Genomic DNA, 14,284 nt, shown 5'->3' on the forward strand with positions numbered 1-14,284 from the left:
CGGGTGCGGAGAGGCTGGTCGCATGACGGTCACCCATCACGATCTCAAGTCCCGATACGACCTCGACGCCGCCGCGGTGCGGTATTTCGACGACAACGGCTTCGTGAAGCTGCCCGGCGTGCTGGACGCCGGGACGATCGCGGCGTACGAACCCGAGATCACCTCCAAGGTCGTCGAGCTGAACACCCAGCACCTGCCCCTCGCGGAACGCGACACCTACGGCAAGGCGTTCCTCCAGGTCACCAACCTGTGGCGGCACAGCGACCTGGTCCGCGAGTTCGTCTTCTCCCCGCGCCTGGCCCGCATCGCGGCCGAACTCCTCGGCGTCGCCGGCGTCCGGCTCTACCATGACCAGGCACTGTACAAGGAGTCCGGCGGCGGGATCACCCCCTGGCACGCCGACCAGTACTACTGGCCCCTGGCCACCGACCGCACCGTGACGGTCTGGGTCCCCCTGCAGGAGACGCCGGCCGAGATGGGGCCGCTGGCCTTCGCCGCGGGCAGCCATCGCTTCGAGTACGGCCGTGACCTGCCCATCAGCGACGAGTCCGAGCGCGAACTCCAGCAGGGGCTCGCCGAGCAGAACTTCCCGCCCGTCGAGACGCCCTACCGGCTCGGCGAGGTGAGCTACCACCTTGGGTGGACGTTTCACCACGCCGCGCCGAACCGGTCGGGCGTCCCGCGCAGGGTCATGACCGTGATCTACATGGACGCCGATATCACCGTCTCCCAGCCGATGAACGACAACCAGCGGCACGACCTGCGCTCGTGGATGTCCGGAGCCGAGGTCGGTGCCGTCCCGGAAACTCCGCTCAACCCCGTCCTGTACCGGGCCCGCGGCGGCGCGCAGACGGGTTAGCCATCCGGCAGGGTGACCGGCTCCCCGGTGACGAACGGATCGGGTGCGGCAGCCGCGGGGCGTCATTCCCCGGCCAGGCCGGTGTGGGCGACGCCGCGGATGATCTGGCGCTGGAAGAACACGAAGATGATGAGCAGCGGCAGGCCGGCCAGGACCACGGAGGCCATGATCTGCGCGTAGCGCACGCCGAAGGTGCCCTGCACCACGTTGGCCAGTCCGACCGGCAGGGTCATCGTGTTCGGGTCGGTGGAGACCAGGAACGGCCAGAGGAAGTTGTTCCAGGTCGTGATGAACGTGAAGATCGCCACCGCGGCGAGCACCGGGCGCGAGAGGGGAAGCACGATCATGAAGAACACCCGCCAGCGGCCGGCCCCGTCGACGAACGCGGCCTGTTCCAGCTCCGGCGGCACGCCCTGGAAGAACTTGTAGAGGATGTACACGATGACGGGCGCGGCGACCTGCGGCAGGATGATGCCCCACCAGGTGTCGACCATCCCCAGCGTGACCATCTCGGCGAACAGCGGGGCGATCAGCACCTGCGGGGGGACCATGATCCCCGCGAGGATCGCGACGAACAGCACGCGCTGCCCCTGGAACCGGGTGCGTGCGAAGCCGTACGCCGCCATCGCCGAGAACAGCACGGTCAGAAACGTCACGATGACCGCGGTGACCGTGGAGTTGATCGCCCACTTGACGATGCCGCCGGTGCCCAGGACCAGGCCGTAGGCGTCGAGGGTGACCTCGCTGCCGAACCACGTCAGCGGAAGCCTGGTGGTGTCGGCCTCGGGCTTGAGCGAGGTGGCGACCGCCCAGGCGATGGGTGCGAGCCAGATCACGGCGAGCACCCCGGTGATCGCCAGCAGGATCAGCTGGCCGGGGCTGAACCTCTTGGTCATCGGAGAGACTCCTCGCGCTTGCGGAGCAGCCGGAGCTGCACCAGGGATACGGCGACGATCAGAATGAAAAGGATGTAGGAGACGGCGGAGGCGTAGCCGACGCGATAGCCTGTGAAGCCGATGTCGTAGGCGTACTCGATGATCGGGCGGGTGGAGTCCTCCGGTCCTCCGCCGGTCATCAGGTAGATCTGGTCGAAGACCTTCAGCGAGGCCAGCAGTTGCAGCACCACGACGAGACCGGTGGTACGGCGCAGCATCGGCAGCGTGATCGAGCGCAACTTGTCCCAGGCCGAGGCGCCGTCGATCGAGGCGGCCTCGTAGAGCTGCTCGGGGATGCTCTGCAGGGCGGCCAGGTAGAGCAGGAAGTTGAAGCCGACCGTCCACCAGACGGTGGTCATCACGACCGACCACATCGCCATGTTCGGATCGCCCAGCCAGAGGCTGTCGGTCCCGAGCGTCCCGTTGAGGAGGCCGAAGCCGGGCTGGTAGATCATCTGCCGCCAGAGCACCGCGACCACGGCGGAGGGCAGCAGGAACGGCGCGAAGAACGACAGCCGCCACAGCCAGCGCATGAAACGCAGGTTGTGCACCAGCAGGGCGAACACCAGCCCCAGGATGACCAGGGGCACGGTGCTCAGCACGGTGAACAGCACCGTGTTCCAGAGGGAACGCCACATCCTGGGGTCGCCGAACGCCTCGGCGTAGTTGGCGAAACCGACGAACCCGTCGTTGGACCCGGCGATGTTGACGCTGGACAGGCTCATCTGCAATCCCAGCAGCAACGGCCAGACCAGGAAGGCGACGTACACCACCAGGAACGGCGCGATGAACAGCATTCCGTGCTGGGTCCAGGGGCGTGCCGCCTTGGCCTTCGCGACCGGCGCGGTGGTGGCGGGGGCGGCGACGGTGGTCGTCATCAGCGCTCCTCGGGGAAGGGGTTGGGAGTCTCCATGAGCCGGCGCAACGCGTTCTTGGCCAGGGCCAGGCCCTCTTCGGGCGTGCGGGTTCCGCCGATCACCGGGGAGAACGCCTCCCCGAACTCGATCCACAGCCGCGAGGCCGATCCGGCGAACCACACCTGCGGGTCGAGGGCCACCTCGGTGATGACCGAGCGGTACTCCGACTGCGGCTGCAGCGCCAGGTACTCCGGCTGTTCCAGCGCGGGAAGGTACGCGGGCACATGCCCGGCCACCGCCCAGTCGGCGCTGTTCTTGACCAGGTAGGCGATGAACCGGTAGGTCGCCCGCTCGACCTGCGGATCGCGGGCGCGCTGGTGGGGCACGACAAAAACGTGGCAGTCGGCCTGGGCCGAGGCGCCGCCGAAGACCGAGGGGAAGCGCGCCATGCTGAACGGCATCTTCGCCAGCTTGAAGGTCGTGGTCTCCCAGTCTCCGTTCCACAGGAAGGCGGCGTTGCCGTTCTGGAAGGCGGCGACCGATGCCCCGTAGTCGGTGGTGGGGTCGCACAGTCCCTCCTCGCCCAGCGTGCGCATGAAGGCGAGCACCTCCAGCGCCTTGGCGTCGTCGATCGTGATCTGCGTGCCGTCGTCCGACAGGAGGGTGCCGCCGCTCTGGGCATACAGCGACGACCACACCCGCCACGGCCCCACCGTCCCGAGGCCGAGCGCGTCGAAGGCCAGCGAGGGCTTGCCGCCGAGGGCCTCCTTGGCCTTGCGCAGCGACTCCAGCAACTGGTCGGTGCCCTTGGTCGGCAGCAGCTTGCCGTCGCCGCCGAGCAGCCCGGCACGGCCGCAGACGTCGGTGTTGTAGTACTGGACCATGGGGTGCGCGTCGAACGGCACCGCGTACAGGACACCGTCGATGTGGGCGCGTTCCCAGATGGGAGGGCTGAAGTCCTCGGCCCGGAGGCCGTTCTCGGCGAGCAGGTCGAGGTTGATCGGATCCAGAATCTGACCGGGGCCGATACCGGCCAGCCGGGCGAGGTGGAAGGTCGCGACATCGGGCGAACGGCCTCCGGCTCCCGCCATCGCGACCTTGGTGTAGAAGGGCTCGCCCCACTGCAGGACGTTCTCCTCGACGAACAGGGCGGGGTTCTCCTTGGCGAAGGCCCCGACCATGCCGTTCATGATGACCCCGTCGCTCGCGCCGAGGAAATGCCAGTATTTGACGCGGGTCTGGGAGGAGCCCAGGCCCACGGGGATGGAGCATCCGGAGCTGAGGAGCCCGAGGGCGAGCGCGCCGCCCAGCAGGTTCCTGCGGGTGATCGTCGTTGGAGTCCGGTGTGGGGTCGGTGGAATGTCGTCCACTGCTGTCTCCAGAGAGCGAGGCCGCGCCTCCCCGACGAGCACGGCCGGACGGATCTACGGGCGGATGAGACGGATCACATTCCACGAGACGGCGGGCAGCGTGATCTCCAGGGTCCCGGCGTCGAGGCGGACGTCGGCGTTCGCGCGAGGAGCCACCGTGTCCGAGGCGTCGGCGGTGTTGCGGACGTAGGGGTCGGGACCGGACAGCACCGTGGCCTCGGCGAGCCGTACCGGGCCGAGGGCGCGCAGGTCGACGGTGAGGGTGAGCGGCTGGTCGACCGAGCGGTTGACCGCGAACAGCGTGGTGGCGCCGGTCTCCTCGTCGTGGGTGGCGACGGCGTCGAGGGCGGCGACCTCCCCGAACCTCGCGGTCTCGTGCGTCGGTGAATCGGACTCGACCCGCAGCACCTGGCCGACCGCGTACCGGGAGGCCTGGGCGAAGGGATGGAAGGTGGTCTGTTTCCAGGCCCTGCCGCCCGGTTCGGTCATGATGGGGGCGATGACGTTGACCAGCTGGGCCAGGCAGGCTGAGGTCACCCTGTCGCTGTGCCGCAGCAGCGAGATCAGCAGTCCGCCGAAGGTCACCGCGTCCGCCAGGTGGTAGTGGTCCTCAAGGAGCGGCGGGGCGACCGGCCAGTCCTGCGGCGGCTCGGCGTTCTGGAAACGGGACAGGTACCAGACGTTCCACTCGTCGAACGAGATGTTGAGCTTTTTCCTGCTCTTGAGCCGGGCGCCCACGCTGTCGGCCGTGGCCACCACCGAGTCGACGAAGTGGTCCATGTCCATCGAGGAGGCGAGGAAGCTCGCCAGATCGCCGTCGTGCTCCTCGTAGTAGGCGTGGCAGGAGATGAAGTCCACCACGTCGTAGGTCTCCTCCAGCACGGTCGCCTCCCACGCGCCGAAGGTCGGCATGCTGGAACCGGAGCTTCCGCAGGCCACCAACTCCAGGCCCGGGTCGATCATGCGCATGGCCCTGGCGGTCTCGGCGGCCAGCCGTCCGTACTCGTGGGCGGTCTTGTGGCCGATCTGCCACGGGCCGTCCATCTCGTTGCCCAGGCACCACATCCGGATGCCGTGCGGTTCTTTGGCGCCGCCCGCGACCCGCAGGTCCGACAGCTGGGTTCCGGCCTCGATGTTGCAGTATTCCAGCAGGTCCAGCGCCTCGGCGATGCCCCGGGTGCCGAGGTTGACGGCCATCATCGGCTCCACCCCGGCCTTGCGGGTCCAGGCGACGAACTCGTCCAGCCCGAACTCGTTGGTCTCCGTGCTGTGCCAGGCCAGATCGAGCCGGCGAGGCCGTCTGTCGCGTGGGCCGACGCCGTCCTCCCAGCGGTATCCGGACACGAAGTTCCCGCCGGGGTAGCGGGCCGTGGTGACGCCCAGCTCACGGGTGAGCTCCAGTACGTCACGCCGGAAGCCGTCCTCGTCGGCGGTGGGATGGCCGGGCTCGTAGATGCCGGTGTAGACGCACCGGCCGAGGTGTTCGACGAACGTTCCGAATGTGCGCCGACTGACGGGGGCCACCTTGAATGCGGGGTCGAGGGTGAGGGATGCGGACAGCACGAAAGTCTCCTCATATACGGCCTGCGTGTACGGCCCGCGCCGGCCTTCGGCGCGAGGTCGCCGAGTTCGTGAATTACCGGGAAAGTGAGCGACTCCAATTGATAGCGCTAACATAACGAAAGACCAACGGTTACTTGGGGTGAGTGTTAACGCTCTCATCAGGGTGGGTCAAGTGTGAGACAAATCACGATCCGGTAACCGTGATGAACTCCCAGCTCACCGCAGGTGCCGTCCAGCCTGCTGTTTTCACCCTCGCGATCCCCGACCGGTTCCCCCGTTCCCGGACACGCGAAGTGACCGGAGCCGGATCCATTCCTCTCACCCTCGAATACGGGCAAGCGCTTGCCGGTGAATTAAGTGAATCCTTAGGTGGCTGTTGACAGTGTCACCGGGCGGGAGTCCACTGGGCTGCCAAGCACCAGACAAGGGGGTGTCGCATGCAGGTTCCGGCCCCGCTGGAATACGAGCGTGCCACCAGTGTCGATCACGCTCTCGGGCTGCTGGAGCGGCTGGGGAGTTCGGCCCGGCTCCTCGCCGGCGGCCACAGCCTGCTCCCGATGATGAAGCTCCGGCTGGCCAACCCGGAATATCTGATCGACATCAACGATCTCCACGGCGAGCTGGGCTACATCCGAATGGAGCCCGCACAGATCCGTATCGGCGCGATGACCCGGCATCGCGAACTACTCGAGTCGGACGCGCTCGCCGAGGCGTTTCCCATTTTCCGTGACGCCGAACGGGTCATCGCCGATCCCGTCGTCCGCAACCGCGGCACCCTGGGCGGCTCGCTCTGCCAGGCCGACCCGTCGGAGGACCTGTCCGCCGTGTGCACGACCCTCGGGGCGAGCTGCGTGATCCGCAACCGGACCGGCGAGCGGGTCGTGACGATGGAGGAGTTCCATCGCGGCCCCTACGAGACGGCGGTCGAAGACGGCGAGATGCTGGTCGAGATCCGCATTCCGGTGCGGGGAGGCGGGTCCAGCGCCTACGAGAAGGTCGAGCGCCGGGCGGGCGACTGGGCGATCGTGTCCGCCGGCGCGGCCGTCTGGCTGGACGGCGAGGTGATCGCCGATGCCCGGGTCGGCCTCGCCGCGGTGGGCCCGAACACGACGGGACTCCCCGCGGTCTCCGAGGCGCTGCGCGGGAAGCGGCCGTCCGAGGACCTCTACGAGCGGGCCGGCGCCCTCGCCGCCGAGAACTGCAACCCGGCCACCGACATGCGCGGCAGCGCCGACTACAAGCGCCACCTCGCCAAGGAACTCACCAGGCGGGCCCTGCGCCGGTCCGTAGCCCGAATCAACGAGGGGGTCTGACGTGCAGGTTTCGATGACCGTCAACGGCGAGGAGGTCACCAGGGAGATCGAGGGCCGCCTGCTCTTGATCCACTTCCTGCGTGACCACCTCGGGCTGACGGGCACCCACTGGGGCTGCGACACGAGCAACTGCGGCACCTGCGTGGTGTGGCTCGACGGCGAGCCGGTCAAGTCGTGCACCGTGCTCGCCGCGATGGCGGGCGGCCACGAGGTACGCACGGTGGAGGACCTCGAACAGGACGGCAAGCTCGATCCGGTGCAGCAGGGGTTCATGGAGTGTCACGGCCTGCAGTGCGGGTTCTGCACGCCCGGCATGATGATGACCGCACGGGCCCTGCTCGACCGCAACCCCGACCCGTCGGCACAGGAGATCCGCGAGGCGATCTCCGGCCAGATCTGCCGGTGCACCGGCTACGCGACCATCGTCCGCTCCGTGCAGTGGGCCGCTGCTCACGAAGCAGGCTCGCGGACGGATGAGACAGACTCTCCGGAAACCGTCGCCACCGGGACCGCGTCATGACCGCCGTCGACCAGCACCCGGCCGCCGCGTTCGAGGACAACGACCAGAAGCCGGTCGGCCACGGCCGGATGCTCCGCAAGGAGGACCCCCGGTTCATCCGGGGGAAGGGCCGATTCTGCGACGACGTGCAGCTGCCGGGCATGCTGCACCTCGCGATCCTCCGCTCCCCCGTCGCGCACGCCCGGATCGTGAGCATCGACACCAGCGCGGCCGAGGCGCACCCGAAGGTCAAGGCGGTCGTCACCGGAGCCGCCCTGGCCGAGATGGGACTGGCCTGGATGCCGACCCTCTCCGGCGACGTGCAGGCCGTACTGGCGACGGACAAGGTGCGCTTCCAGGGGCAGGAGGTCGCGTTTGTCGTGGCGGAGGACCGCTACGCGGCACGCGACGCCCTCGAACTGATCGACGTCGAGTACGACCTGCTCGAACCGGTGATCGACGCCCGCAGGGCACTCGACCCCAGCGCACCCGTCATCCGCGACGACCTGGACGGCAAGCGGAACAACCACGTCTTCGACTGGGAGACCGGCGACGAGGCGGCCACCGAGGCGGTGTTCGCGGCGGCCGACGTCGCCGTCACCCAGGACATCGTGTATCCCCGCGTGCACCCCGCGCCGATGGAGACCTGCGGGTCCGTCGCCGACTACGACCGGATCGACGGCAGGCTGACGCTGTGGTCCACGACCCAGGCGCCGCACGCCCACCGCACGCTGTACGCGATCGTCGCCGGCCTGCCCGAGCACAAGATCCGGGTCATCTCGCCTGACCTCGGCGGCGGCTTCGGCGGCAAGGTCCCGATCTATCCCGGCTACGTCTGCTCGATCGTGGCGTCGATCGTCACCGGCAAGCCGGTGAAGTGGATGGAGGACCGCTCCGAGAACCTCACGAGCACCGGCTTCGCCCGCGACTACATCATGCGCGGTGAGATCGCGGCGACCAGGGACGGGAGGATCCTGGCCGTCCGCACCAACGTGCTCGCCGACCACGGCGCCTTCAACGGTGTCGCGGCGCCGGTGAAGTATCCGGCGGGATTCTTCGGCGTGTTCACCGGCAGCTACGACCTGGAGGCCGCCTACTGCAAGATGACGGCCGTCTACACGAACAAGGCACCGGGCGGCGTCGCCTACGCCTGCTCGTTCCGGATCACCGAAGCCGTGTATCTCATCGAGCGTCTGGTCGACTGCCTGGCGTACGAGCTCAAGATGGACCCGGTCGAGCTGCGCATCAAGAACTTCATCCAGCCCGAGCAGTTCCCCTACAAGACCAAGACCGGATGGGTCTACGACTCGGGCGACTACGAACCGACCATGCGCAAGGCCATGGAGATCGCCGGCTACGACGAGCTGCGCGCGGAGCAGGTCGAGAGGCGTGCCCGCGGCGAGCTGATGGGGATCGGCATCTCCTTCTTCACCGAGGCGGTCGGCGCGGGGCCGCGCAAGGACATGGACATCCTGGGGTTGGGCATGGCCGACGGGTGCGAGTTACGCGTCCACCCGACCGGCAAGGCCGTCGTGCGCCTGTCGGTGCAGAGCCAGGGACAGGGACACGAGACCACCTTCGCGCAGATCGTCGCCGAGGAGATCGGCATTCCGCCCGCCGACATCGACGTCGTGCACGGCGACACCGACCAGACGCCGTTCGGCCTCGGCACCTACGGCAGCCGGTCCACCCCGGTGTCCGGCGCGGCCGCGGCCCTGGTGGCACGGAAGGTGCGGGACAAGGCGCGCCTCATCGCCTCGGGGATGCTCGAGGTCTCCGTCGCCGACCTGGAGTGGCAGAAGGGTTCGTTCCACGTCAAGGGCGACCCGACGAAGTCCGTCACGATCCAGGACATCGCGATGCGGGCGCACGGCGCGGGAGACCTGCCCGAGGGTGTCGAGGGCGGGCTGGAGGCGCAGATCTGCTACAACCCGGAGAACCTGACCTATCCGCACGGCGCCTACATCTGCGTCGTCGACATCGACCCGGGCACCGCCCAGGTCAAGGTGCGGCGGTTCATCGCGGTGGACGACTGCGGCACCCGGATCAACCCGATGATCATCGAGGGGCAGGTGCACGGCGGTCTCACCGACGGTGTCGGAATGGCCCTGATGGAGATGATCGCCTTCGACGAGGACGGCAACTGCCTGGGCGGATCGCTCATGGACTATCTCATCCCGACCTCGCTGGAGGTTCCCGACTGGGAGACCGGGTTCACCGTGACCCCCTCGCCGCACCATCCGATCGGCGCGAAGGGCGTCGGCGAGTCGGCGACGGTCGGTTCGCCGCCGGCGATCGTCAACGCGGTCGTCGACGCGCTCAAGCCGTTCGGCATCCGCCACGCCGACATGCCGCTCACCCCCTCGCGGGTGTGGGACGCCATGCGCGGCGCACCCCAGCCGCCGATCTGACCGAATCGGAGCGTTCATGCTTTCCGGCATCTCGACGCGAATGAGAGAACTGGTCGCCGACCGCGTTCCGTTCGTCCACGCGGTCGTGGTCCGCGCCCATTTCCCGACGGCGGTCAGCGCAGGCGACGACGCGATCGTCCTGCCCGACGGCTCCATCGAGGGTTTTGTCGGCGGTCAGTGCGCCGAGAGCTCCGTGCGCACGGCGGCTCTCGGCGCGCTCCGGGACGGCCGGTCCGTGCTGCTGCGCGTGCTGCCGGAGGGCGAGCTGAACTTCCCCGACTCCCCCGGCGCCCAGGTCGTGGTCAACCCCTGCCTGTCCGGCGGCGCGCTGGAGATCTTTCTCCAGCCGTTGCTTCCGTCACCAGTGGTCTGGATCGTCGGCCGGTCGCCGATCGCCGAGGCACTGGCCGAGCTGGCCCGCCCCCTGGACTTCGCCGTACGGCGGGCAGCGGACGGGCAGGGGCCGGCGGGTGCCACCGCGGTCGTGGTGTCCAGCCACGGGCGCGACGAGATCGCGGCGATCCGCGCCGCGCTGGACGCCGGGGTCGAGTACATCGGGCTGGTCGCCAGCCACCGGCGCGGTACGGCGGTGCTGGCGGAGATGGAACTGACCGAGGCCGAGCGCCGGCGGGTCCGTTCGCCGGTCGGGCTCCAGATCGGAGCCCGCACCGCGCCCGAGATCGCCCTGTCGATCCTGGCGGAGATCGTCGCCGCGATCCGTACCGGGGGCCTGACACCGGCGGCCCCCACCTCGTCCGGCAGCGGGCACATCGCTCCCGGTCCGCCGGACGGCGGGCCCACGACGGGTTCGAGCGTGCGGGCCGTCGACCCGGTCTGCGGCATGACCGTGACCGTCTCACCTGACACGCCTCACCTGACCGTCGACGGCGAAGACGTGTGGTTCTGCGGCCCGGGCTGCCGTCAGCGTTACGCGGAGAAAGGACCACTGCCGCAGGCCGGCACCGGGGCCGCGTCGTGAGCCACGTTTTCGCCGACGCCGCCGAGGTCCAGAGACGCCTGGACGAAATGGACTACCTGGTCGACGAGGGCACCGCCTCGGCGCTGTTCTTCGCGCTGACCCTCGGTCAGCCCCTGCTGCTGGAAGGCGAGCCCGGCGTCGGCAAGACCACCGCGGCCAAAGCCCTGGCCCGCGCCCTGGTCACACCCCTGATCCGGCTGCAGTGCTACGAAGGCCTGACGGCGAGCGAGGCGCTCTACGAGTGGAACTACCAGCGGCAACTGCTCGCCATCCGGCTGGCCGAGTCGCGGCGGGACAACCTGACCGACGCCGACCTGTTCAGCGAGGCGTTCCTGCAGGAGCGCCCGATCCTGCGGGCCATCCGGCACAGCGGGCCGGTGCCCCCGGTGCTGCTGATCGACGAGATCGACCGTGCCGACGACGAGTTCGAGGCGTTGCTGTTCGAGTTTCTCGGCGAGGCCTCGATCACGATCCCGGAGCTTGGCACGTTCACGGCGAAACGCCGGCCGATCGTCATCCTGACCTCCAACCGCAGCAGGGACCTGCACGACGCGCTCCGACGGCGCTGCCTGTATCACTGGATCGACTTTCCCGCGGCCGAGCGGGCCGCGGAGATCCTGCGTCGTTCGGTGCCCGCCGCGAACGAGACGCTGATCCGGTCGGCCACCGAGTTCGTCGGCCGCGTACGCCGGCTCGACCTCGACAAGGCACCCGGTATGGCGGAGACGATCGACTGGGTCTCCGCGCTGTCCGCGCTCGGCGCGACCGATCTGGTCCGGGAGGACGTCGTCCGAACGCTCAGCACCATCGCGAAGACACCGGACGACCGCGACGCGATCACCGGCGCACTCGATCAGGTGGGCCACGCCCGCGGTGCAACCACCTGATCGACGGCTCAGGGATCCGACAGCACAGGGAGAGCCCGTGAAGATTGACAATGAGTTCACCGTCAGCGTTCCGATCGATCAGGCGTGGACGGTGCTCACCGACCTCGAGGGCATCGCCCCGTGCATGCCGGGTGCTCAGCTGACCGGGGTGGACGGCGACGTCCACTCCGGCAAGGTGAAGATCAAGGTCGGCCCCGTCGTGTCCGAGTACGCCGGAACAGTCCGGTTCGTCGAGAAGGACGACATGAATCATCGCGCCGTCATCGACGCCAAGGGCCGTGACTCGCGGGGGGCGGGCAATGCCTCGGCGGTCATCACCGCGCAGCTCCGGGCCGACGGCACGCGTACCGTCGTCACCGTCGACACGGACCTGAAGATCTCCGGCAGGATCGCCCAGTTCGGCAACGGAATGATCAAGGAGATCTCCGGGAAGCTGCTCGGCCAGTTCGTGGACTGCCTCGAAGGAAAGCTCGCCGCCGGTGTTCCCGAGGCTCCGGCCGCAGTTCCCGAAGCTCCGACGACAACGGCCGGTTCGCCCGGCATCACGCAGCATGTGGGCGACGCCCAGGAGACGTCGGCACAGCCCGTCCCGGCCGCCGACGCCGCGCCCTTGGACGTGATGAGCATCGCCGGCAACTCCATCTACAAGCGTGTGCTTCCGGTTGTCGTCGCCCTGGTCATCGTCGTCGCCGTCGTCGTCTACCTCGTCGTCTCGTAAGGTGTCCCGCGATAACTCCGTCTCATCGGCGGTGCTGCCGGGTGTCGATCGCGCGGCGTTCGCCGTCGCGCTCGCGGTCCGGCTCCGGCAGCGTGGCGTGCCGGTCGGCTTCACCGCCATCGAGAACTTCGTCCGTGCGCTGGCCGTGTCTCCTCCGGACTCCCTGCCGAGGCTGTACTGGACCGCCCGTATCAACCTGGTGCGGCAACGCTCGGAGATCGACGTCTTCGACGCGGTGTTCGCGGCGGTGTTCGGCGGCGGGGCCCTGGCGCTCGATCCGCACGCGCGCCGCCGGTCGCGGACCCCCGCCGGGGACGACGACGCCTTCGCCTCCCTGCCCGCGAACTCCACGGACCAGCAACAGGGGGACGCGCTTCCCTGGGTGACCCTTCCCCCGGTGGTCGCCGACGCGGAGGAGTCGGACAGCTCGCCGGCGGTGCCCGAACGCCTGCCGAGTGACGTCTCCGGGCTGGCGGAGGTGCCGTTCGAACACCTCGACGATCGGGAGATGGAACTGCTCGGCACGTGGCTGCGATCCGCCGTGGCCGACTGGCCCACCCGGCGGAGCCGGCGGCTCGCGGCGAACCCCCGAGGCCGCCGCATCGCGGTGCGGGCCACCGTACAGCGATCTCGCCGGACCGGCTGGGAGCCGCTTCACCTGGTGCGGGAGCGGGCGGTCGACAAGCCGCGACGCGTTGTCATGCTGTGTGACGTCAGCCAATCCATGCAGGCACAGGCCCCGGCCTATTTTCACCTGATGCGCGCCCTGGCACTGGCCGCCGACGCGGAGGTGTTCGCCTTCGCGACGTCGCTGACCCGGCTGACCGCGGTCCTGACGCACAAGTCGGCGGCCGTCGCCATCGAGCAGGCCACCGACAAGGTCACCGACCGGTTCGGCGGAACACTGATAGCGACCAACGTGCAGGCTCTGCTCTCCTCCCACCACGGAGGAACGGTACGGGGCGCCATCGTGATCGTCGGTTCGGACGGCTGGGACAGTGACTCGCCGGAGGCCCTGGCGGCCGCGATGGCGCGCCTGCGCCGGCGCGCGCATCGCGTGATCTGGATGAACCCGAGGGCGTCCGCCCCGGACTTCGAACCACGCGTCGCCGGCATGGCCGCCGCTCTTCCTTACTGCGACCGGCTGCTTCCGGCGGACACCTTCCGATCCCTGCACCATGTGATCACTGAGATCTCACGTGTCGGCCACCGAATCTGAATTCTCAGAGTCTGGCCGGTTCGAGGAACGGTCCGGTCTCGGCGAAGAAGCCGTTGACCAGGCCGGGCCGATCTCTTCCCAGACACCGCCGCCACCGGCGCGTGCCCGCACCGCGACCAGGTCCGCGCCCGGGGCGGTCTCGAAATCCGATCGGCTTCGTCTTCACGTTCAGGTTCAATCAGAGCATTTCACTTGCGATGAACCTCGACTGTCATGAGCATCTCCAGCACGTCAAATAACTTTTGATCTCTATTGCCCCGTAGCCAGAACGAGTGATAGTCATCTTGGAATAGGTTGATCACCAAGCGGCCGGGAGGCGGTGATGATCGTTTCCGTTCCTTGTCCGGACGGCGGCCACCCCTCCACCGACCAGCCATCCGACCGCGTCAGCACGGCGGGAGCGGGTGCCGCGGCTACGGCGGTGAACCCCGGAGCCACCTTGGCCGAGGTGCAGGCCGCAGCGGTCCGGACCCCGAGCGTCCCGATCACCGACCCGGGTGGCACGCACAAGCTCCACCTCGTCTTCCAGACCGTTCCCGGCGGTCCCGCCGGCGGCCTCGGCAACCTCAACGGGTACGAGCTCGCCGGCCCGAGCGCTGGGGCACCGTAGCGCCGGCCAACGGTAGTGGGGCGCCCCACAAACGCGCCCCGCTACCGCACAGATCGTGCACACC

General features: G+C 68.7%; 13 protein-coding genes. 9 read left to right on the forward strand and 4 right to left on the reverse strand.

All coding sequences use genetic code 11. From position 1 onward, the window contains the following. Positions 1-22 precede the first annotated feature (22 nt). On the forward strand, positions 23-859 hold the full coding sequence (locus CHC08_RS10615) for a phytanoyl-CoA dioxygenase family protein (protein WP_089207051.1): 837 nt from the start codon (positions 23-25) through the stop codon (positions 857-859). Between the two features lie 62 nt (positions 860-921). On the opposite strand, the gene CHC08_RS10620 is transcribed toward CHC08_RS10615, so the two are convergent. Genes CHC08_RS10620 through arfA form a run of 4 tightly spaced genes read right to left on the reverse strand, consistent with a single transcriptional unit; the run spans position 922 to position 5,584 of the window. After that, a complete protein-coding gene (locus tag CHC08_RS10620) occupies positions 922-1,755 on the reverse strand; it encodes a carbohydrate ABC transporter permease (protein ID WP_089207052.1) in 834 nt (277 codons plus the stop codon). Continuing rightward, on the reverse strand, positions 1,752-2,672 hold the full coding sequence (locus tag CHC08_RS10625) for a carbohydrate ABC transporter permease (RefSeq protein WP_089207053.1): 921 nt from the start codon (positions 2,670-2,672) through the stop codon (positions 1,752-1,754). The genes CHC08_RS10620 and CHC08_RS10625 overlap by 4 nt, the downstream gene beginning before the upstream one ends. Next, the gene (locus CHC08_RS10630) at positions 2,672-4,021 is read right to left on the reverse strand and encodes an extracellular solute-binding protein (protein WP_245878251.1); all 1,350 of its coding nucleotides are present in this window, start codon (positions 4,019-4,021) and stop codon (positions 2,672-2,674) included. The genes CHC08_RS10625 and CHC08_RS10630 overlap by 1 nt, the downstream gene beginning before the upstream one ends. A 54-nt stretch (positions 4,022-4,075) precedes the next feature. Beyond that, positions 4,076-5,584, reverse strand: a complete 1,509-nt coding sequence (gene arfA, locus CHC08_RS10635; protein ID WP_089207054.1) for an arabinosylfuranosidase ArfA — start codon at positions 5,582-5,584, stop codon at positions 4,076-4,078. A 437-nt stretch (positions 5,585-6,021) separates the two neighbouring features. Between arfA and CHC08_RS10640 the strand changes: the two genes are divergently transcribed. The 8 genes from CHC08_RS10640 to CHC08_RS10675 all read left to right on the forward strand — a co-directional run bounded on the left by CHC08_RS10640 (position 6,022) and on the right by CHC08_RS10675 (position 14,220). Then, complete coding sequence (locus tag CHC08_RS10640; protein WP_089207055.1) at positions 6,022-6,897, forward strand: FAD binding domain-containing protein; 876 nt, start codon at positions 6,022-6,024, stop codon at positions 6,895-6,897. 1 nt (position 6,898) lies between these two features. Further along, the gene (locus tag CHC08_RS10645; protein ID WP_089207056.1) at positions 6,899-7,417 is read left to right on the forward strand and encodes a (2Fe-2S)-binding protein; all 519 of its coding nucleotides are present in this window, start codon (positions 6,899-6,901) and stop codon (positions 7,415-7,417) included. Next, positions 7,414-9,807, forward strand: coding sequence for an aerobic carbon-monoxide dehydrogenase large subunit (locus CHC08_RS10650; protein ID WP_089207057.1), 2,394 nt, complete (start codon positions 7,414-7,416; stop codon positions 9,805-9,807). The genes CHC08_RS10645 and CHC08_RS10650 overlap by 4 nt, the downstream gene beginning before the upstream one ends. Positions 9,808-9,847: 40 nt before the next feature. Then, positions 9,848-10,786, forward strand: a complete 939-nt coding sequence (locus CHC08_RS10655; protein ID WP_245878252.1) for an XdhC family protein — start codon at positions 9,848-9,850, stop codon at positions 10,784-10,786. Next, positions 10,783-11,673, forward strand: coding sequence for an AAA family ATPase (locus CHC08_RS10660; RefSeq protein ID WP_245878253.1), 891 nt, complete (start codon positions 10,783-10,785; stop codon positions 11,671-11,673). The genes CHC08_RS10655 and CHC08_RS10660 overlap by 4 nt, the downstream gene beginning before the upstream one ends. 37 nt (positions 11,674-11,710) lie before the next feature. After that, on the forward strand, positions 11,711-12,391 hold the full coding sequence (locus CHC08_RS10665; protein WP_089207059.1) for an SRPBCC family protein: 681 nt from the start codon (positions 11,711-11,713) through the stop codon (positions 12,389-12,391). Between the two features lies 1 nt (position 12,392). Further along, positions 12,393-13,610, forward strand: a complete 1,218-nt coding sequence (locus CHC08_RS10670) for a vWA domain-containing protein (RefSeq protein WP_089207060.1) — start codon at positions 12,393-12,395, stop codon at positions 13,608-13,610. 322 nt (positions 13,611-13,932) lie between these two features. Beyond that, on the forward strand, positions 13,933-14,220 hold the full coding sequence (locus tag CHC08_RS10675; protein WP_143653160.1) for a hypothetical protein: 288 nt from the start codon (positions 13,933-13,935) through the stop codon (positions 14,218-14,220). Positions 14,221-14,284 lie beyond the last annotated feature (64 nt).

Origin of the sequence: Streptosporangium subroseum, from assembly GCF_900188345.1 — a bacterium.
In the GTDB taxonomy this organism is placed as follows: Bacteria; Actinomycetota; Actinomycetes; order Streptosporangiales; family Streptosporangiaceae; genus Streptosporangium; species Streptosporangium subroseum.